Below are 20,706 nucleotides of genomic sequence, written 5' to 3' on the forward strand. Positions count from 1 at the left end.
GCGGTTGATTTCAGTCTTCTGGAAGGTCAGGGAGCAGGATGGTCGGGTCGAAATCCTCGTCTTGCTGGGCAAGCCATTCTTCCTCGCGCGCCAATTCCTCGGTGGCGTAGGTTTCCGGCTTCCAGATCTGGAAATGGTCGCCCGCCGCGATAAAGAAGGCTTTGTTTTCCAGATCCAGCTTTTTGCGCAGCTTTTGAGGCAAAACGATGCGACCGTCTTCGACCACCTGCGCATCCATCGAATGGCCGTGATACCAGCGTTCCAGCATCTTGCGCTCTTTCGAGCCTTTTTTCATCCGCTCGATGCGGCGGTCGATCAGCTCGATCGCCTCCATCGTGTAGCATTCAAGGAAGTTGTGGCTTTCAAACCCGTAGACGATCACCAGATTGGGGCGCTGGCCTTCGGACCAATTCGGGTCGCAGGCTTCGATCACACGGCGAAACGGGGCCGGGACCGAGACCCTGCCCTTGCTATCTACCGTCTGTTCGCTCTCACTGCGAAACCTGCGCGCCACTGTTTTGCGCCTCATATTTGATGCCCGCGATCATGGTGATTTTCGGGCCCCTAAAATTGGAAGTGGCGATTTGGGCTGCTGCCACGGCCCAAATCGCCTTCCATGACCCATCTCTGGGTGTCCAATCACGCAGACCACCTGGGGGGGGGGGGATTGGTGCTGCTCGTCTGCGTGTCGGATCTCGCCTTCTTCACAAGGTCGTCGTCTTCGGCGTCGCGGAATTATGTGCCTGTATGAGTTGCCTCAAGTTTTTTGTTTTGTCGTCCCGCTCTTCCGTGAGAACAGTAATGGCATGGGATTTCATGGCCCGCAATGGCGTTGAGTGGCACCGGCGGCATTTTTGTGCAGATAGAATCGGCGGATTGACGGGCAGACGCAGTTTCGCAGCGTGGTGAAACACTACATATAGACAAAATTACCCGCGACCAACACCACACCCTGCGGAAACCGCCGCTTTAAACCCCGGCCATGAAATCCCGATCAGCCCCTGAATAGTGTTGCGCAGATAGCACACGCAATCGTGTTTGAACCCTATGCGACAGGTTATCCACAGATAAATCCGCCGCATTTTCGCGATGGGGCCAGCCGGTGCCATGTGCGGGCCATGATTTCCCAGAAAGCCGGATACGGGCCATGAAATCCCAGCGCGGTGCCATATCCGCCCTTGCGAGGCTTGTGTAAAGCCCTCAATCGGGCCGTTCACGGGGTATACGCAGGAAAAACCCCGAAGGCGCGGGCCTTCGGGGTCTATTTTGCCAATTCAGGCTGGGGCAGTGCGGTAGCGTCCCCGCATTATGGGCATCAGGTCAGGCGAGAAACCCGTCGATCAAGCCGCGCGCCATCACCCGATACGCCTCACCGGCGGCGGAATCGGTGGCCGCCACCGGCACCCCGCCATCGCCCGAGAGCCGCGTCTCGACATTCAGCGGCAGCGAGCCAAGGAAGGGGATGCCCTGTTTCTCGGCCTCGCGCTGCACCCCGCCATCGCCGAAGATATGCTCTTCATGGCCGCATTTGGGGCAGACGAAGGTCGACATATTCTCGACCAGCCCGAGCACCGGCGTTTTCAGCGTCTCGAAGGCTTTGAGCGCCTTGCGCGCATCCAAGAGCGCCACATCCTGCGGGGTCGAGACAACAATCGCGCCGGTGACGTCGAATTTCTGGCAGAGCGTCAGCTGCACATCGCCGGTGCCCGGCGGCATATCCACGATCAACAGATCCAGATCGCCCCAAGCCACCTGCGTCATCAACTGCTGCAATGCGCCCATCAGCATCGGGCCGCGCCAGATCACCGCCTCATCCTCGGCCATCATTAACCCCAAGGAGATCATCCGCACGCCATGCGCCACCGGCGGGATGATGGTTTTGCCGTCCGGCGAGGCGGGGCGTTTGGTGACGCCCATCATCCGGCCCTGACTGGGCCCGTAGATATCGGCGTCGACCAGCCCGACCTTCCAGCCCTCGCGCGCCATCGCGACGGCCAGATTGGCCGAGACGGTGGATTTACCGACCCCGCCCTTGCCCGAGCCGATCGCCAGAATGCGTTGCACACCGGGCACCGTCGAGGGGCCGGGTTTGGGATGGCCGCCGATTTTCAGGCTGGGCGGCTCGCCCGCGGGCGGGGCTTTGACGGCGGGTTTCGCGGCGGGGCCATGGGCGGTCATCGCCACCGAGACCCGCGCGATCCCCGGCTGTTTGCCCAAAGCGGCCTCGGCGGCGGCGCGCACCGGCTCCATCGCCTGTGCGACCTGCGGAGATTCCACTTCGATCACGAAACGCACATTGCCGCCATCGACGACCAGCGCCCGCACCAGATCGCGGCTGACCAGCGAGCCGCCGCCGGGCACCTCCACTGTGTCAAGCGTGGCTAAAATTGACTCGCGCGTGGGCGTTGGGGTCGAGGACATTGCAAATCTCTCCTGTCGGTTCACTGCTCAGGCCGTAACCTGTTCAAAATTCCTTGGCAAACAAGGTCCAAACGCCGGTTTATCGGATCAAGCCTGTTGATTAGCTTGCGTTTTTTTATCCGGCTGGTCAAAAACGAAATGGAACCCCCTGAAAACGCCCAAAACTTCAACCGCGTATGCCATGCGGTTTCTGCATAGCGGCATTGCGACACAGGGGGATTGTGCATCTGCAGCATAAGGTCCATCTCTGTGTCACCGGGAAGGAAGACATAACATTTTCCCCGGTTGTGAAGAAAGAGAGAGTTCCATGGCTTATGCATCCGTTCGTCAGAACCGCGGCTTTTTGGTCCTGAACACCCTGCGCGACGGCTTTGCCGCGCTGAGCGCCGCCTGGTCGCGCTCGCGCACGTTTACGCGCACCTATAACGAGCTGAACGCCCTGAGCACCCGCGATTTGCAGGACCTCGGCATTCACCGCAGCATGATTTCGCGTCTGGCCCATGAGGCCGCTTACGGTCGCGACAGCTGATTGAGATAGCGGGCCCTTGGGGCCTGCACAAAGAACGACAACGCCCCTCCCTGCGTTGATCGTGACCGGAACCGCCGCCTCCTCCTCCCTGCGGCTGTTCCACAATGTTGCTAGCGTCTGATCCGCAGATCGGGTCGCAGGCACTCCGGCACGGTTGCACCTCCTCCCTTTGCAACCGTGCCCCGAATTCGGGGTTAACGCCCCACCGGAACGCGGCCCCCGTCCCTCCCACGGGGTCACCGCTCAGGCGCGACGATCATCTCCTCCCGGATCGTCGCGCCCAAAATATCAGGGCCCCGATCCCGATCGGATTGGCGGGCCCAGCGAGACGCGCGGGTTGGACCTCCTCCCCTGACCTGCGCCAAGAGCGCGGCTACCGATCCTCCCCGGTAGCCGCGTTTTTTCATTGCGAAATCAGAAGTTTAAGACGCGCCCCTTCTCAGAAGGGCACGTCATCCATCCCGTCAGCGGGGGTGACGAAACGCGCGACGATATGTTTCTCGCCGGCGCGGTCAAAGGCCACCGCCAGTTTGTCGCCATCCACCGCCAGCACCGTGCCGGTGCCGAATTTCTGGTGAAAGACGCGCTCGCCATCGGTGAAATGCACATCCGGCGCGGGGGGGTGCTTGGCTTTGGGCTGCGGCGGCGCTTTTTGCCCGCGCGCCTGCATCCGCCGCCAACCGGGCGCGTTATAGACATCGGCCTTGGCGGCGCGGTCGTCCATCGTGGAATGTTCGGGCTGGCGCGCCGCCGCGCCGAATGCCCCGCCATAGAGGCCCGGCGGGGTGCGGATTTCGACATGCTCAGGGGGCAATTCATCGATAAAACGGCTGGGAAGCTGGCTTTGCCACTGGCCGAACACGCGGCGATTCGCGGCAAATGAGATCATGCACAGCTTTTCGGCGCGGGTGATGCCGACATAGGCCAGCCGTCGCTCTTCCTCGAGCCCCTTGGGACCTGATTCGTCCATCGAGCGCTGGCTCGGAAACAGCCCGTCCTCCCACCCCGGCAGGAACACCATCGGGAATTCCAGCCCTTTGGCCGCATGCAGCGTCATGATCGTCACCTTCTCGGTGCGATCCTCGGTCTCATTGTCCATGATCAGCGCGACATGCTCAAGGAATCCCTGAAGGTTATCAAAGCCTTCCAGCGCTTTGATCAACTCCTTGAGGTTCTCCAGCCGCCCCTCGGCCTCGGGGGTTTTCTGCGCCTGCCACATAGCGGTATAGCCCGATTCGTCGAGCATCTGCTCGGCCAATTCGATATGCGAGAGGCGTTTGCGCTGCGTCGGGCCGTCGTGTTCGATCACATCATCGTCACCCTCGACGACCGCGCCGGGGATAGAATTGCGCACCGCATCATGCCAGCGCGCCATATTCTCGATAAATTCGCGCAGGTTCGCCGCGCCGCGCCCGCCCAACAGCCCGTCACGCAGCACCAAAGCGGCGCCAAGGAGCAGCGGCACGTCATTCTCGCGCGCTACCCGCTGGATCGTTTGCTGGGCTTTGTCGCCCAAGCCGCGTTTGGGCATATTGACGATGCGCTCAAAGGCCAGATCGTCGGTTGGCGAGATCGCGAGGCGGAAATAAGCCATCGCATCGCGAATCTCGAGCCGTTCATAGAATCGCGGGCCGCCGACAACGCGATACGGCAGGCCGATGGTCAAAAACCGGTCCTCGAAGGCGCGCATCTGGTGGCTGGCGCGCACCAGAATCGCCATCCCGTCGGGCGATTGCGGCGGCAGCCCCCTGCCCCCGCGCTCGAGCGCCTCGATCTCCTCGCCGATCCAGCGCGCCTCATCCTCGCCGTCCCAATGACCGATGAGCACGACCTTCTGCCCCTCGGTTTCCTCGGTCCAGAGCGTCTTGCCCAGCCGCCCCTCATTGGCAGCAATCACACCGGAGGCGGCGGCCAGAATATGCGGGGTCGAGCGGTAGTTTTGCTCCAGCCGCACCACTGTGGCACCGGGGAAATCGCGTTCGAATCGCAGGATGTTGCCCACCTCGGCGCCGCGCCAGCCATAGATCGACTGGTCATCATCGCCGACGCAGCAAATATTCGAATGCGCCTGCGCCAAGAGCCGCAGCAGCAGATATTGCGCGACGTTGGTGTCTTGATATTCGTCCACCAGAATGAACCGCAGCCAGCGCTGGTATTGCGCCAGAATATCGGGATTCTGCTGCAGGATCGTGACCACATGCAGCAGCAGATCGCCGAAATCGCAGGCATTGAGCGTGCGCAACCGGTCCTGATAGGCGGCGTAGAGTTCGGTGCCGCGGTTGTCAAAGGCGCTGGCCTCGGAACCGGGCACCACCTCGGGCCGCCACGCGCGGTTCTTCCAACCGTCAATCAGCCCCGCCAGCGCCCGCGGCGGCCAGCGTTTCTCATCCAGATTATTGGCGCGAATCAACTGCTTAAGGAGGCGCAACTGGTCGTCGGTGTCGAGAATGGTGAAATTCGACTTTAACCCGACCAATTCCGCGTGGCGGCGCAGAAACCGCACCCCGATGGCGTGAAAGGTGCCGAGCCACGGCATCCCCTCAACAACATCGCCCAATTGCTGGCCAATGCGGTATTTCATCTCGCGCGCGGCCTTATTGGTAAAGGTCACCGCCAAAATTTCATTGGGCCGCGCCTTGCCGCTGGCGATCAGATGGGCGATGCGCGCGGTCAGGGCGCGGGTTTTCCCCGTCCCGGCGCCCGCCAGCATCAGCACCGGCCCGTCCAGCGCCTCAACGGCGGTGCGCTGCGCCTCATTGAGCCCGTCCAGATAGCGGGCGGTTTGCGGCGCCACCGCCCGCGCCATCGCCTGTTGCGACAGGCTGGCTTGGCTTTTGTCATCACTCATTCGCGTTCCCCACTTGTTCCTGTCTTGCCCGTCTTGGCGCTGTTTCGCAAGGGCAAGTTGGCGCGCGGGCTGCGCCTCGGCTTAGCTCCGCCGCGCCAGATAGGCCCGTGTGAAGGCGATATAGCCTTCGGCGGTGACCTGCAAATCACTGCGGATCAGATCATGCAAAGCCGGCAGATTATGGAAGGGCACCGAGGGGAACACATGGTGTTCGACATGGTAGGGCATGTTCCACGCCAGAAACCGGATGATGGCGCTGGTGAAGGTGGTGCGGGTGTTGGCGAACATATCGGCAACGCGCGGGCAATCACCGTGTTCGGCCAAGAGATAGAGCCGCAACACCGGCTGCGCGAGGAACACCGGCAAGAGCCAGACCCAGAAGAGCGCCGGCGTCCAGAGGAGTGAGAGCGCCGATGCGGCATATAGCAGCGCCATGATCCTTGCCTCGCGGATCGCCTGCGGGCGGGCGCGTGCGGGCAGGTAATCGGCGCGGAATTTGCCGGTGACCAGCGCCGCCATCAACCGCGCTGCCGAGGCCCAATAGGGGAAGCCCGAGACATGCCAGGCCCAAGCGCGGCGGGTCTCGGGTTTGGTGCCCTCAAGCTCGGGATCCTTGCCGTCGAGATTGGTGAAGCGGTGATGCGCCAGATGGAAATAGCGAAACCAGATGAAGGGGTTAACGAGGATAAAGCCGCAGACCTGCCCGACGCGATCGGCCAGCCAATCCGAGGCAAAGGGGGTCTTATGGGTGCATTCATGCTGCAGGGTAAACAGCGCGACCAAGAGCACGCCCTGCACCGGCAACAGCGCCCACCAGAGCGGCACTTTCAGCAAGATCAGCCCGCCGACCAGCAGATTCGCGCCCGTATGCCCCGCCAGATGGGCGATCCCGCGCCATTTTGAGCGCGCAGTCAGCGCGTTGCGGGTCTCGGGCGGTAGGGAAGAGAGGAATTCACTATGCGTCATGGCGACAGGCTGTTGCCGCGCGCGGCGCCTGTCAAGCGGCCTCTTGGCGCGCGTGGTGATCCCCCGCCGAAGCGATTAATGGCGGCGGGGGATCGGGTGTTAATGGTTAACGCGCTCAGAGTTCGGCGTCATCCAGAAGTTCGACAATCATCAAATCACGCACCGAAGCGCCGCGCGCATGATCGAGCGCCGCCTGATATTCCGCCGAATGATAGCAGGTCTCGCCGGCCTCGAGCGAGGGGAAGACCGCGACCACATGGCGGGCGCGCTCACTGCCCTCAAGGGTCACATAGCGCGCGCCACGGGCGATGAATTTGCCGCCGTGTTTGGCAATCGCCGGACCCGCGCCTTCGGCGTAACGGGCGTAGGCGTCGGCATCGGTGACCTCGACATGGGCGATCCACAGGGCTTTGGGCATGATTTATCCTTTGATCAGGGTTTCAACGGCGGCAATCGCGGCGTCGGCGGTGGCGATATCCTTGCCGCCGCCCTGCGCCATATCGGGACGGCCGCCTCCGCCTTTGCCACCGAGTTCGGTAACCGCGGTTTTAACCACATCGACGGCCGAGATCGTGCCGGTCAAATCACCGGTGACCCCCGCCGCAACGGCAGGTTTCGCGCCGGTATCAGCGATCAGCAACACCACGCCCGAGCCGATTTTCTCTTTCATCGTGTCGACCATCGCCGGCAGATCCTTGCCCGAGACCCCCGAAAGCACCTGCGCGATCAGCTTGACGCCGTTGATCTCGCGCGCTTCGACACCGGCGCCGCCACCGCCGCCCATGGCCAGATCGCGCTTGAGCTGCGCCACCTCATTGGCCAGCGCGCGGCGTTCATCGGCCAGCGCTTTGACCCGCTCGGCAACCTCGGCGAGCGGCGCTTTGATGGTGTTGGCAACATCGATCAGCCGCGCTTCCTGCTGGCGCAGATGGGCCAGCGCGATATCCCCGGTCAGCGCCTCAATGCGGCGCACGCCCGAGGAGGAGGCCGAATCGCCCAGAAGCACAAAGGCGCCGATGTCGCCGGTGCGCGTGACATGGGTGCCGCCGCAAAGCTCCAGCGAATAGGTATTGCCGTCGCCGCCCTTGCCGGATCCGCGCGCGCGCCCCATCGAGACCACGCGCACTTCGTCGCCGTATTTCTCGCCAAACAGCGCCTGCGCGCCCAAAGCGCGGGCGTCATCGGGGGTCATGATGCGGGTCTCAACCCTGTCATTCTGGCGGATGAACCCGTTGACCTCGGCCTCGACATTGGCGAGTTCCTCGGCGCTCAGCCCCTTGCCATGGGAAAAATCAAACCGCAGCCGGTCCGGCGCATTCAGCGAGCCGCGCTGCGCGACATGGTCGCCAAGTGCGCGGCGCAGCGCCTCATGCAGTAGATGCGTCGCCGAGTGGTTGGCGCGGATCGCGGTGCGGCGGTCATGCGCGACCTCCAGTTTCACCGGCATGCCGGGCTGCAATTCGCCCTCGGTGATCTTGGCGATATGGGTGAATATCCCGTTAACCTTGCGGGTATCCGTGACCACGGCCTCGCCATTGTCCCAGCGGATAAAGCCCTGATCGCCGACCTGTCCGCCGGATTCGGCGTAGAACGGGGTCTGGTTCACCACCACCTGCACCTCGCCCTTGGCGCTATTCGCGGTCTTGCCGTCGACGACCAAAGCCAGCACCTGCGCCTCGGCGCTCTCGGTGTCATAGCCGAGGAATTCGGTGGCGCCGTGGGTGTCTTCCAACTCAAACCAAACCGCCGAATTGGCCGCCTCGCCCGAGCCCGACCACGAGGCGCGGGCCTTGGCTTTTTGCTCGGCCATCGCCGCCTCGAAGCCCGCGACATCCACTTCGCGGCCCTTTTCGCGCAGCGCATCCTGCGTCAGATCCAGCGGGAAACCGTAGGTGTCATAGAGCCGGAACGCCGCCTCGCCGGGCAGGGTTGCGCCATCGGCGAGCCGGTCCAGCTCACCGTCGAGCAGTTTCAAACCGCGATCCAGCGTGGTGCGGAAGCGTTTTTCTTCCTGCTCCAGCGTCTCGGTGATCAGCGCTTCGGCCTGACGCAACTCGGTGTAATGGCCGCCCATCGCGCGCACCAGATCGCTGACCAGACGGTACATCACCGGATCCTGCGCGCCGAGCATATGCGCGTGACGCATGGCGCGGCGCATGATCCGGCGCAGCACATAGCCGCGCCCTTCATTCGACGGCATGACGCCATCGGCGATCAAAAACGCGGTCGAGCGCAGGTGGTCGGCAATCACCCGGTGGTGCATTTTGCCGTGACCATCCGGCGCGCCATCGGTCAGATTGGCCGAAGCCTCGATGAGGCCGCGCATCAGATCGGTGTCGTAATTGTCGTGTTTGCCTTGCAGCAGTGCGCCGATCCGCTCAAGCCCCATGCCGGTGTCGATCGACTGGTTCGGCAGGTCGATCATATCGCCGTTTTCGAGCTGCTCGTTTTGCATGAACACGAGGTTCCAGATCTCGATGAACCGGTCGCCGTCTTCCTCGGCACTGCCCGGAGGGCCGCCCCAGATATGGTCGCCGTGGTCAAAGAAAATCTCGGTGCAAGGGCCGCAGGGACCCGTCGGCCCCATGCGCCAGAAATTATCGTCGGTGGGAATGCGGATGATCCGGTCGTCGGAGAAACCGGCGACCTTTTTCCACATCTCCGCGGCCTCGTCATCGGTGTGATAGACGGTGACCAGCAGCTTGTCCTTGGGGATGTCGAAATCCTTGGTCAGGAGTTCCCAAGCAAAGGGGATCGCCTCGGCTTTGAAATAATCGCCGAAGCTGAAATTGCCCAGCATTTCAAAGAAGGTATGGTGGCGCGCGGTATAGCCGACATTGTCGAGATCGTTGTGTTTGCCACCGGCGCGCACGCATTTTTGCGAGGTCGTGGCACGGGTGTAATCGCGGTGCTCGATGCCGGTGAAAACGTTTTTGAACTGCACCATGCCGGAGTTCACGAACATCAGGGTCGGGTCGTTCCGCGGCACCAGGGGCGAGCTGTCAACCACAGCGTGGCCCTGACGGCGGAAGTAATCGAGAAAAGTCGAGCGAATATCGTTTAGGCTGGCCATTGGGCGGGGTCTTTCCTGAGGCGCTTTTGCCCGCAAGGGGCGGTCGGCACAGGGTTTATCCGCTTGGCTTTGCGCTGTCCACCAAACAGGCGCAGTTCCGGGGATCGGTGGCGGTTGGACGGGTTTTGAGATGCCACCTATCCGCTGGCTCGCACGGGGGAACCCCGGGCCGCGCCCGACCCTCACCCCGGGAGGGCGCTTTGGCGAAATTCGGGGCGGCTCATCCGACATGGATGCTTTGAGGTGCACCGCGTTGTGGCGCCGACACCTGCGCCCACCCAAGGGTCGGGCGCGGCCCTTTGCGCATTGCGCGGGCGAAATTCCTACCGTCTTGCAATAAAAAAGCCGCCCGTTTGCACAACGGGCGGCCTATCTAATCGCGGTGACGCAGGTCTACCCGTCACTCATCCAGCACTTCACCATCACTGCGGTCGAGATCGAAATCCAGCCCGTTGGCGGCGCGGATCTTGTCTTCGATCTCCAGCGCGATGGTCGGATTGGTTTTCAGGTAATTCTTCGCGTTTTCACGCCCCTGACCGATTCGCTCATCGCCATAGGAATACCAGGAGCCGGATTTCTCCACGACACCGGCCTTCACGCCGATATCCAAAAGCTCACCGGTTTTCGAGATGCCTTCGCCATACATGATGTCGAATTCGACCTGTTTGAACGGCGGCGCGACCTTGTTTTTCACCACTTTCACGCGGGTGGCGTTGCCGACGATTTCATCGCGGTCCTTGATCGCGCCGATGCGGCGGATGTCCAGACGCACCGAGGAGTAGAATTTCAACGCATTGCCGCCGGTGGTGGTTTCGGGCGAGCCGAACATCACGCCGATCTTCATGCGGATCTGGTTGATGAAAATCACCATCGTGTTCGAGCGCGAGATCGAGCCGGTGAGTTTGCGCATTGCCTGGCTCATCAGACGGGCGTGAACGCCGACGCTGCTGTCACCCATATCGCCCTCAAGCTCGGACTTCGGGGTCAGGGCGGCGACCGAATCGACGACAATCACACTGACCGCGCCCGAGCGCACCAATGTATCGACGATTTCGAGCGCCTGTTCACCGGTGTCGGGCTGCGAAATCAGCAGCTCGTCCAGATTCACGCCCAATTTCTTGGCGTATTGCGGATCCAGCGCGTGTTCGGCGTCGACAAAGGCGCAGATCCCGCCTTTTTTCTGCTCTTCGGCCAGCACATGCAGGGTCAGCGTGGTTTTACCCGAGCTTTCCGGCCCGTAAATCTCGATGATGCGGCCTTTCGGCAGCCCACCAATGCCCAGCGCGATATCCAGCCCCAAAGAGCCGGTCGAGGTGGAGGCGATCTCGGCGACCGGATTATCGGCGCCCAGTTTCATGATCGAGCCTTTGCCAAATTGGCGCTCAATCTGCGCTAGAGCGGAGTCCAGCGCCTTTTGTTTATCGGCGGCACGTTTATCGGTCATGTCAAGAAGGCTCGCGGTTGCCATAGGGTTGACCTCTTATTTCATAGCCCGCTGCGGGCAGCAATACGGCGTTTGTTCGCCATGTGTTCCAGCCATATATGCGGACAAAGTGAGAACATTACAAGCATTATCTGCAGGATCATGGTGATTGAGCAGGGTTAACAAATCGTTACGCCCGGTATCCGCGCCAAAATCGCAGCGTGAAACGCGCGCAAAGCCCCGCGAAACCGCCGCCCTATGGCGGATATCTGGGTAAAAATGGTGGCCGCTGTGGGACTTGAACCCACACGCCCATACGAGCAACGGATTTTAAGTCCGGTCTGTCTACCGATTCCAGCAAGCGGCCCCCGCCCCGTCATAGCAGCCGCGCCGCCGCGCTCAAGCCCTGAAAGTGAATTTCTCCCCGCGCCCTGCCCCGTATCCCTGCGGATTTCGATGACGCGAAGTCACAATTCGCCCAGTTTCGCCACCCTCCCTTGACCACGCGCGGCAATTGCCTACCCATTGTCGGCAAAAAGGGAGGCCCGAATGCTTGGTCAAATGATGAGCCAGCCGCTGCTGATTTCCAGCCTGTTGGTACATGCCGAACGCCACCACGGCGACCGCGAGATCGTCTCGCGCCGTGTCGAAGGCGATATCCACCGCTATACCTACCGCGAACTGGCGTCGCGGGCGCGCAGGCTGGCCAATGCGCTGGCCGGTCTCGGGCTCTCGGCCTCGCAGCGGGTCGGCACGCTGGCCTGGAACGGCTACCGGCATATGGAGCTTTACTACGGCGCCTCGGGTTCGGGGCTGGTGCTGCACACGCTGAACCCGCGTCTGCATCCCGATCAACTGGTCTGGATTGCCGATAACGCGGGCGATCAGGTGCTGTGTTTCGATCTAACCTTCCTGCCGCTGGTCGAGGCGACGGCCAAGCGGTTCTCGACGATCAAGCATTTCGTGCTAATGGCCGACCGCGATCATATGCCTGCCGAGACCGGTATTCCGAATCTGCTGTGCTATGAGGATCTGCTCGAGGGTGCCTCGGAGGATTACGACTGGCCGCAGTTCGACGAGAACACCGCGTCGTCGCTGTGCTACACCTCGGGCACCACCGGCAATCCCAAGGGCGTGCTCTACTCCCACCGCTCGACGGTGCTGCATTCCTACGGCGCGGCGGTGCCCGATGCGCTCAACCTCTCGTCGCGCGATGCGGTGCTGCCGGTGGTGCCGATGTTCCATGTCAACGCCTGGGGCATCCCCTATTCCGCCTGTCTGGTTGGCGCGAAACTGGTGTTTCCGGGGCCGGCGCTCGACGGTAAATCGCTGCATGATCTCTTCGAGGCCGAGGGCGTCACCGTGGCGGCAGGCGTGCCCACGGTCTGGCAGGGGCTCTTGGCGCATGTCGAGGCCAGTGGTGGCAAATTCACCAGCATGCGGCGCACGGTGATCGGCGGCTCGGCCTGCCCGCCGGCGATGCTGCGCGCTTTTGAAGAAGACTACGATGTCACCGTGCTGCACGCTTGGGGGATGACCGAGATGAGCCCTCTGGGCACGGTCAGCACCCTCACCGGCACGCAGCTGGACCTTTCGCCCGAAGAGATCCTCGCGGTGAAAAACACCCAAGGCCGGGCGATCTACGGCGTTGATATGAAAATCATCGACGAGGCGGGGGCGGAACTGCCATGGGACGGCAAAGCCTCGGGCGAGCTGTTGGTCCGCGGGCCGTGGGTGCTCGACAGCTATTACAACCGCGAGGGCGACGGGCCGCTGCGCTTTGACAGCGCCGGGCTGGGCTGGTTTCCGACCGGTGATGTGGCGACGATCAGCCCCGAGGGGTTCATGCATATCACCGACCGCACCAAGGATGTGATCAAATCCGGTGGCGAGTGGATCTCCTCGATCGACATCGAGAATATCGCCATGGGCCATCCGGCAATTGCCATGGCCGCCTGTATCGCGATCCCGCATCCGAAATGGGACGAGCGCCCGCTCTTGGTGGTGATGCTGAAGCCGGGTATGGAGGCCAGCAAGGACGAGATCCTCGGCTATTTCGACGGTAAGGTCGCCAAATGGTGGCTGCCCGATGATGTCGCTTTCGTCAGCGATATCCCCCTCGGCGCCACCGGCAAAATGCAGAAGAACAAACTGCGCGAGGATTTCGACGGCTACGAATTGCCCACCGCCTAGGGCATGCCGCGCCCGATTGAATTCACCGGTTGGCGTGAACGCATTGGCTTTGCCATAGCTGCCTCACGCCAACCGGCGAACGCTCTAATCTCATTGAGCGCGACGCGTTAACCCCACTTTATGCCCTAAATATCCTCGGGGGTCTCCAAGGGGGTGGAAAACCCCCTTGGCCGCGTATGGGGCGGGCCCCATGCGGCGCGCGGGGGCTCGATGCCCCCAAGCGCCGCCCCGCTTCACCCCAGCACCGCCATCCACCCCCAAGCCGAAACCACACACATGCAGGTCGCCACCAGCACCGTCGAGGCCGCCACCCGTTTGGCGCGCCCATACATATTGGCAAAGAGATAGGCGTTGATCCCCGGCGCCATGGCGGCGGTGACCACGGCGGCGCGGAAGGGGGCGGGCTCGACCGCCAGCAGATGCCCCATGCTCCAGGTGACCAGCGGATGCAGCAAGAGCGAGACCGCCACCGCATAGGCGATCAGGCGAAAATCCCCCTCGGGCTTATAGCGCCAAAGCACCCCGCCGAGACCAAACAGCGCCGCCGGCAGCCCCGCCTGCGCCAGCAGACCGGCACCGTCCATCACCGCACCGGGCAGGGTGATCCCGGCCAGATTGACCAGCGCGCCCAGCCCGATACCGATCACCAGAGGGTTGCGGATCAGCGCGTTGGCCACCCGCCCCGAGGTGCGCAAAAGCCCCGCCCCGCGCGCCCGCACCCCCTCCATCGCCATGATCCCGACCGCATAGCAAAACGGCGCGTGCATGGAGATGATCGCATAGTTAAAGACCAGCGAGGGCTCGCCGTAGGCGCGCTCCGAAATCGGCAGCCCCAAAAGCACCGAGTTCGAGAACAGGCAGAGGAAACCCACCGCCACCGCATCCTCCCAATCGCGCCCGAAGAGAAACCGCGTGCCCAGAAGCCCGGCCAGAAACCCGCCCAGCGCGCCGGTGTAGAAACTCAACAACAGCCGCCATTCAAACACCTGCCCCAGATCAAGCCGGGTCAGCGCCAGAAACAGCATCACCGGAATCGCAATGCTCTGGGCAAATGTCATCAGCGCTTCGACCGCCGTCTCGCCCATCAGCCCGCGCCAGGTTGCCGCATAGCCCGCCGCGACAACCAGAAACACCGGCAGGATGACATCGAGAAGCGCTTGCATATCAGGGCGCCCCTCGGCTCATAGGCCGACCTCGATCACCAGCCCGTCATAGGCCGGCGTGATATGATCGGGCGTCTCGGCCTCCAGCGTCGCGTAATCGAGATCGACATGCATATTGGTCAGCACCGCGCGTTTTGGTGCGGCGCGTTCAATCCATTCCAGCGTCAGCGCCAGATGGGCATGGGTCGGATGCGGTTTGCGGCGCAGCGCATCGACGACGAAGCATTCCAACCCGTCCAGCATCCGCCAGCTTTCCTCGGGGATACGCACCACATCGGGCAGATAGGCCAACCCGCCGACCCGAAACCCCAGCGCATCCATACTGCCGTGATCGGCGCGGAACGGATGCAGGGTGATCGGCCCGCCGGCGCCCTCAATGGTAAAGGCGCCATCAATCGTGTGCAGGTCCAAGATCGGCGGATAGGGCGAGCCTGCGGGCTGCACAAAAGCATAGCCGAACCGCGACAGGAGTGCGTCCTGCGTCGGCCCGTCGGCCCAGACCGGCAGGCGTTTGCGGGTGTTGAACACGATCATCCGCAGGTCATCAATCCCGTGGACGTGATCGGCATGGCTATGGGTATAGGCAACCGCATCAAGTTCGCCGACCCCTGCGCCCAAAAGCTGGTCGCGCATATCCGGCGAGGTGTCGATCAAGACCCGCGTGGTGCCCTCGGGCCCGTCGCGTTCCAGCAACATCGAGCAGCGCCGCCGCCTATTGCGCGGGTTCGCGGGGTCACAGGCGCCCCATTCACCGCCCAGCCTTGGCACCCCGCCAGACGAGCCGCAGCCCAGTATCGTGGCCCTGAGCAGCGCCATTACGTGGCCTGTCCTTGATCTGTGATCGTGGCGCTTGCAGCTTTGGTGAACAGCCGGTCGAAATTTTCGCTGGTCTGGCGGGCGAAATCGGGGAATTCCATCTCCCATAGCGGCGCGATGGCGCGGGCGGTATGGGCGGTATAGGCGGGCTCATTGCGCCGCCCGCGGTGCGGTGGCGGGGCCAGATAGGGCGCGTCGGTCTCCACGAGGATGCGGTCTACCGGCGCGGCGGCGAAAATCTCGCGCAGCTCTTTCGAGCGCGGGAAGGCAGCGATCCCTGAGGCGGAGAGGTAAAACCCCAAATCGAGCGCCGCCTGCGCCAGTTCCGCACTGGAGGAAAAGCAATGCATCACGCAGGAATACGCACCGGCGCGGTGCTCCTCACTCAGAATGCGGGCCATATCCTCATCGGCGGCGCGGGCGTGGATGATCAGCGGCAAGCCAGTCTGGCGCGCGGCCTCGATATGAATGCGCAGGCTCTCCTGCTGCACCGCCGCGCTCTCGGCGGTGTAATGGTAATCCAGCCCGGTCTCGCCAATGCCGACGAATTTCGGATGCTGTGCCAGCGCCACCAATTCCTCGACCGTGGCCATCGGCTCTTCGGCGGCGGACATCGGATGGGTGCCCGCGGCATAGAACACCGGCGCATAGGTCTCGGCAATCGCGCGCACGCGGGGCTCGTTTTTCAGCCGCGTGCAGATCGTCACCATCCGCGTGACCCCCGCCTCAACGGCGCGGGCGACAATCGCATCGCGCTCCTCGTCGAAATCGGGGAAATCGAGATGCGTGTGGCTGTCGACGATCTGAGGGGTCATTCTGGTGTCCGGCTTGCTGGTCTGCGGTCAGCCGAGCGCTTTGGCGGTGGCGGCTTCCAATCGCAGAAACATATCAAGCACCAAAGCAGCGGGGTCAAGGTTGACCGCCCGCGCCGCCCGCGCCCTTGCGCCCAATTCCGCCGCCTGTTCGGCCCAGAGCCGTGCGATCTGCGGGGTCGGCGCCAGCCGCGCGATCACCTGCGCCTCATCGGGCGCGGCCTCGGGCATGGCTTGGCCGGTGGCGCCCGCGCGGGCAATCCGTGACAGCGCCAGATCAAACAGCCGCACCATCAGGTCAAAGCGCTGTTCGGCGCCGCGTCCGCCCGCGCTTTCGGCGAGTTTGCGCAATTGCGGGCGTGGCAGGCGCGGCAGATGGCCGAGCATGGCGATGATCTCGGCATAAAGCGCCAGCCCGTCGCCCGAGGTCATGCGGATCGCCTCACCGACCGAGCCCCCCGAAAGCTGCGCCAATGCAACCCCGTCATCGGCCTGCCCCACCGCCTGCGTGAGCGCGTGGGTCATATCCTCGGCATTCAGCGGCCGCAGGCGCAATTCGCGGCAGCGCGAGCGGATTGTTGGCAGGAGTTTCGAGGGTTGATGCGAGACCAGCAAGAGCATCGCGCCCGCAGGGGGTTCCTCGAGCAGTTTCAACAGCGCATTGGCGGCGGAGGCGTTCATCTCGTCGGCGGGATCGACAATCACCACGCGGCGCCCGCCATCGGTGGCGCTGAGGCCAAAGAACCCACGCAGCTTGCGCACATCATCAACCACAATCTGGCTGCGCAGCTTGCCGGTTTTCTCATCGACGCTGCGGCGGATCGGCAGCAATCCGGGGTCGGACCCGGCGGCAATCCGGTGCGCGACGGGGTGATCGGGGGAGATATCCAGCGTCTCGGGCGGGCCGAACATGCCGCCGCCCGCGCCCTCTTCCTCGGCCAGAAGGAACCGCGCCAGACGCCATGCGAGACTGGCCTTGCCGACGCCGCGCGGGCCGGTGATCAGCCAGCCGTGATGCATCCGGCCCTGCGCAAAGCTGCGCAGAAACTCCTGCTCGGCGGCGTCTTGGCCAAACAACCGCTGGGTCTCGCGCGGATGCGGGGCACCCTCGATGCGGTCGGGCTCTAGGGCGGTGTCAGTCATGATTTGGCTCGGTATCGCGCTCTGAATCGGTCTCATGCTCGATGATATAGGCCACCGCGCGGTCCAAGACCTCGGCGGCGATCACCTCGACCGGACGGTCACCGTCGATCACCTGCACGCGGGCGGGGTAATCCACGCTCAGGGCGCGAAACCCCGCGCGTAGTTTTTGCTGGAACTCGAGGCCCAGAGATTCAAACCTATCCTCGCCCGAGTCGCGTGCGAGGCCACGGGTCAGCGCGGTCTGCGGGTCCATATCAATGACAAAGGTTAGATCGGGGTCAATACCGATCATCTCGGCGTGCAGCATATCGACCATCTGCCCCAGCGTCGCCCGCGCCACGCCCTGATAGACCCGCGTCGAATCGGCGAAACGGTCCGAGATGATCACCTGTCCGGCCGCCAGCGCGGGGCGGATGGTTTTCTCCAGATGATCGCGGCGCGCGGCGGTGAACAGCAGGATTTCGGTCTCGGGCGACCAGCGCCCCGCGTCGCCTGCGACCAACAGGCGGCGGATTTCCTCGGCGCCGGTCGAGCCGCCGGGTTCGCGGGTCAGTTCGGCGCCCAACGCCTCGGCCAGAAGCCGCGCTTGGGTGGATTTGCCCGAGCCGTCGATCCCTTCGAAGCTGATGAATGTCCCGCGAGGCCCGGCGCTCACGGCTGCCAGATCCCCAGCTGCGAGCCCAGCACCATCGCGGCGGTGCGGATCCGCGGCATGAACCCGCCCTGTTCCACATCGGCACCGGCGACCAGAGGCGCGACATAGGGGGTCATCCCGTCAACCTCGATGATCAAGCGGCCCAACTCCTGCCCGTCGATCACCGGCGCCGCCACCGGCCCGTCATATTCAACCCGCGCCGATAATTCGCCACCGGCCATCATCGGCATCAGGATCGAGACATCCTGCACCGGCACCAAGGGCACCGTATCGACCGCGCCCATCCAGACATCGGCGACCGCCACTGGCTGCCCCGCCTCGATCAGATCAAGCTGCGAGAACTGGCGGAAGGCCCAGTTGATGATGCGCTCGGCTTCGGTGCTGCGTTCACCGGCGTCATTGAGCCCCGAAAAGGCGAAAATCACCCTGCGACTGCCTTGGCGCGCGGAACCGGTCAGCGCATAGCCTGCCTCTTCGGTATGGCCGGTTTTCAACCCGTCAAGCCCCAACCCCGCCTCCAGCAGCGGCACGCGGTTGGGCTGGGTGATCTCGTTCCAGGTGAAGTCGCGTTCGCCGAGGTAATGATAGTATTCGCTGTGCTCTTCGATCAGATATTCGGCCAGAATGCCAAGGTCGCGCAGGCTCATCCGGTGGTGCGGACTGGGCCAGCCCGAGGCATTGGCGATCGAGGTGTCGGTCATGCCCAATTGCTCGGCGCGGCGCTGTGCCATCACCGCAAAGGCCTCTTCGGTGCCGCCCAGCCCCTCGGCCACGGCCACCGCCGCATCATTGCCCGACAGCACGGCAATGCCGCGGATCAGGTCTTCGGTGGTGGGCCGGTGGCGGGTTTCCAAGAACATGCTGGAGCCGCCCATCTCATGGGCGCGGCGCGAGACCGTCCATGTGGTCGACATCTGCACCCGCCCGTCACGCAGCGAATCAAACAGCATGGCGAGGGTCATCAGTTTCGACATCGAGGCCGGAGGCAGCGGGATATCGGCGTTTTGCTCGGCCAGCACCTGTCCGGTGCCCGCATCCACGACATAATAATTCGGCGCCCGCCCCCCATAGGGGGATTGGGCCGTGGCGGTCCCGGCCAGTGCAATGACCAGCGATGTGGCGAGTATGGCGCGCAGGAAGCCAAACGGCATGAGCGTCTCCTTTGTTCCGGCAGCGGGCGCGCGGGGAATGGTCGCGCGGGCCCGTCGTGCCTTGGTCTTTACGGTGTCTCGGTGTGGTCTCGGTCGGGTCTTTGGAGGGTGTTACTGGTCTTGCTCCGCTGCCCGACAGTTTAGCGCCAATCGGGCAGGGTTTTCAAATGACATGGATATCAAACCGGCTTGATTTCGGCTGGCCCGGATTTCAGCGGTCGGGATTTCAGCACTCCGGGGTTCGGCTGGCCCTTGTCTCAACTTGCCAGCGGCGGCGCCTGTCGGGAGCGGCGCCGCTGGTCACAGGTTAGCGCGATACCGCATAGGCATCGGCAAATCCCATTCCGCGCACCTGCTGCAAGATCGCCGCGCGCTCGGAGGTGGTGCCCGCCGGACCGACGACCACCCGCCAGAACAGGTTCTCGCCCACCCGTCCGCGACGGATTTCCGCGCTCAGACCGGCGCGCTGCATCTGGCTGCGCGAATTGATCGCGTTTTGCTCGACGCTGAAGATGCCGATCTGCACGAAGGGCCGGTCGATACGCGGGCCTTGCGGCTGCGGCGCGGGGGCTGGCGCGGTGGTTGCGGCGGTCTCGGGCAGCGCGATCATCGTGGTGTCGGGCGCGGGCGTGGTCTCGGGCTCGGCAGGGCGGCGGCTGAACAAGCCGCGCAACCCGCGACGCTCACGCGGCGGCTCGGCGGCGGTTGTGGTAGCGGCGTTTGCGGCAACAGCGGTGCCACCGGCGGCCACGGTCGCGGCGCCGGCGGCGGGGGCCAGCGTGGTCTGGGCAATACTGGTATCCGGCTCGGGCCCGCGGCGCCGGAAGAGACCAAAGAGGCCGCGGCGCTCAGGCTCTTCCGAGGTGATTTCGACCTGCCCCTGCGGCGCGCCCATCGGCTGCGCGACGGCGGCGCCTGCGGCATCCGCTGCGGCGTCACCCGTCTCGACCGCAGCCAGCGCCAATGTTTCCTCGGCGGCGGTGCCCGCCTCTTCGACCGGCTCGAGTTCGATCTCGACCCGCTGCAGGCGCAATGCGGTCACCGCGATTTCGGTGGGCGCCCCGGGCAGGATGCCCAGCGCATTCGCCGCTTCCGAGGAAATCTGGAACCGCGGCCCCGGATTTTCCCGCTCGCGGCGGAACAGGGCACCGATCACGCTGGCACCGGTGGCGGCGTTGCGAATCATCGCGCGCTCAGGATCGCCAACGCCGGGATGCGCCACCCAGACGCCGCCCAAGGACGGGCGTCCGTCCCACAGGCCTGCTTCTTCGATCTGGAACACATCCGGCGCTTCGATATCGCGCTCGATCACCCGCTGGCCGGCGCTTGCCGTGCCCGCGGTGGCGGCGGAGCCACTGGCCGAGGGCGCCCCCGAGGGGCCTTCGCCGGTTGCCATCTGACAGCCTGCCAGCGCCAATGCGCCAACAAGGATCAGGGCGGTTCGCGGGTTTACGCTGCTGCCTGCTCTTACCATTCTGCCCTCGTGCCTGCTGCGGTGCGCCGCTGATCCCGC

Annotated in this window: 16 protein-coding genes and 1 tRNA gene; 2 read left to right on the forward strand and 15 right to left on the reverse strand. The window is 63.7% G+C overall.

Features of this window, described 5'->3' with window-relative positions:
• Positions 1 to 10 precede the first annotated feature (10 nt).
• Both mraZ and DDE20_RS02420 read right to left on the reverse strand, forming a co-directional pair.
• A complete protein-coding gene (gene mraZ / locus DDE20_RS02415; protein ID WP_116556835.1) occupies positions 11 to 529 on the reverse strand; it encodes a division/cell wall cluster transcriptional repressor MraZ in 519 nt (172 codons plus the stop codon).
• A 791-nt stretch (positions 530 to 1,320) separates the two neighbouring features.
• A complete protein-coding gene (locus DDE20_RS02420; protein ID WP_116556836.1) occupies positions 1,321 to 2,421 on the reverse strand; it encodes an Mrp/NBP35 family ATP-binding protein in 1,101 nt (366 codons plus the stop codon).
• 307 nt (positions 2,422 to 2,728) lie between these two features.
• Here DDE20_RS02420 and DDE20_RS02425 point away from each other — a divergent pair, with 307 nt between their 5' ends.
• On the forward strand, positions 2,729 to 2,950 hold the full coding sequence (locus DDE20_RS02425; RefSeq protein ID WP_116556837.1) for a YjiS-like domain-containing protein: 222 nt from the start codon (positions 2,729 to 2,731) through the stop codon (positions 2,948 to 2,950).
• Between the two features lie 439 nt (positions 2,951 to 3,389).
• Here DDE20_RS02425 and DDE20_RS02430 read toward each other — a convergent pair whose 3' ends face one another.
• The 6 genes from DDE20_RS02430 to DDE20_RS02455 all read right to left on the reverse strand — a co-directional run bounded on the left by DDE20_RS02430 (position 3,390) and on the right by DDE20_RS02455 (position 11,627).
• Positions 3,390 to 5,798: an ATP-dependent helicase gene (locus tag DDE20_RS02430; protein ID WP_116556838.1), complete on the reverse strand. Its 2,409-nt coding sequence runs from the start codon at positions 5,796 to 5,798 to the stop codon at positions 3,390 to 3,392.
• A gap of 81 nt (positions 5,799 to 5,879) precedes the next feature.
• Positions 5,880 to 6,764, reverse strand: coding sequence for a fatty acid desaturase (locus tag DDE20_RS02435; protein WP_116556839.1), 885 nt, complete (start codon positions 6,762 to 6,764; stop codon positions 5,880 to 5,882).
• 115 nt (positions 6,765 to 6,879) lie between these two features.
• On the reverse strand, positions 6,880 to 7,182 hold the full coding sequence (locus tag DDE20_RS02440; RefSeq protein WP_116556840.1) for a DUF1330 domain-containing protein: 303 nt from the start codon (positions 7,180 to 7,182) through the stop codon (positions 6,880 to 6,882).
• A gap of 3 nt (positions 7,183 to 7,185) precedes the next feature.
• Positions 7,186 to 9,837: an alanine--tRNA ligase gene (alaS, locus tag DDE20_RS02445; protein WP_116556841.1), complete on the reverse strand. Its 2,652-nt coding sequence runs from the start codon at positions 9,835 to 9,837 to the stop codon at positions 7,186 to 7,188.
• A gap of 400 nt (positions 9,838 to 10,237) precedes the next feature.
• Positions 10,238 to 11,305, reverse strand: a complete 1,068-nt coding sequence (gene recA / locus DDE20_RS02450) for a recombinase RecA (RefSeq protein ID WP_116556842.1) — start codon at positions 11,303 to 11,305, stop codon at positions 10,238 to 10,240.
• A 235-nt stretch (positions 11,306 to 11,540) separates the two neighbouring features.
• Positions 11,541 to 11,627: transfer RNA gene (locus tag DDE20_RS02455), tRNA-Leu, on the reverse strand.
• Positions 11,628 to 11,809: 182 nt separating this feature from the next.
• Here DDE20_RS02455 and DDE20_RS02460 point away from each other — a divergent pair.
• Complete coding sequence (locus tag DDE20_RS02460; RefSeq protein WP_116556843.1) at positions 11,810 to 13,453, forward strand: 3-(methylthio)propionyl-CoA ligase; 1,644 nt, start codon at positions 11,810 to 11,812, stop codon at positions 13,451 to 13,453.
• 233 nt (positions 13,454 to 13,686) lie between these two features.
• On the opposite strand, the gene DDE20_RS02465 is transcribed toward DDE20_RS02460, so the two are convergent.
• The 7 genes from DDE20_RS02465 to DDE20_RS02495 form a co-directional block, all read right to left on the reverse strand.
• A complete protein-coding gene (locus DDE20_RS02465; protein ID WP_116556844.1) occupies positions 13,687 to 14,616 on the reverse strand; it encodes an AEC family transporter in 930 nt (309 codons plus the stop codon).
• Positions 14,617 to 14,634: 18 nt separating this feature from the next.
• Entirely contained in the window at positions 14,635 to 15,432 is a 798-nt protein-coding gene (locus tag DDE20_RS02470) for an MBL fold metallo-hydrolase (protein WP_116556845.1), read from the reverse strand.
• Entirely contained in the window at positions 15,432 to 16,247 is an 816-nt protein-coding gene (locus DDE20_RS02475; RefSeq protein ID WP_116556846.1) for a TatD family hydrolase, read from the reverse strand. Before DDE20_RS02475 ends, DDE20_RS02470 begins: the two co-directional genes overlap by 1 nt.
• Positions 16,248 to 16,274: 27 nt before the next feature.
• A complete protein-coding gene (locus DDE20_RS02480) occupies positions 16,275 to 17,387 on the reverse strand; it encodes a DNA polymerase III subunit delta' (RefSeq protein WP_116556847.1) in 1,113 nt (370 codons plus the stop codon).
• Positions 17,380 to 18,042 carry a dTMP kinase gene (gene tmk / locus DDE20_RS02485; protein WP_116556848.1) on the reverse strand — a complete coding sequence of 221 codons (663 nt, stop codon included), beginning with the start codon at positions 18,040 to 18,042 and terminating at the stop codon, positions 17,380 to 17,382. Before tmk ends, DDE20_RS02480 begins: the two co-directional genes overlap by 8 nt.
• A complete protein-coding gene (locus tag DDE20_RS02490; RefSeq protein ID WP_116556849.1) occupies positions 18,039 to 19,193 on the reverse strand; it encodes a D-alanyl-D-alanine carboxypeptidase family protein in 1,155 nt (384 codons plus the stop codon). The genes tmk and DDE20_RS02490 overlap by 4 nt, the downstream gene beginning before the upstream one ends.
• Positions 19,194 to 19,500: 307 nt before the next feature.
• On the reverse strand, positions 19,501 to 20,667 hold the full coding sequence (locus tag DDE20_RS02495) for an SPOR domain-containing protein (RefSeq protein WP_133240316.1): 1,167 nt from the start codon (positions 20,665 to 20,667) through the stop codon (positions 19,501 to 19,503).
• Between the last annotated feature and the right edge of the window lie 39 nt (positions 20,668 to 20,706).

The sequence above is a fragment of the Pararhodobacter oceanensis genome (assembly GCF_003076755.1).
Lineage (GTDB): Bacteria > Pseudomonadota > Alphaproteobacteria > Rhodobacterales > Rhodobacteraceae > Pararhodobacter > Pararhodobacter oceanensis.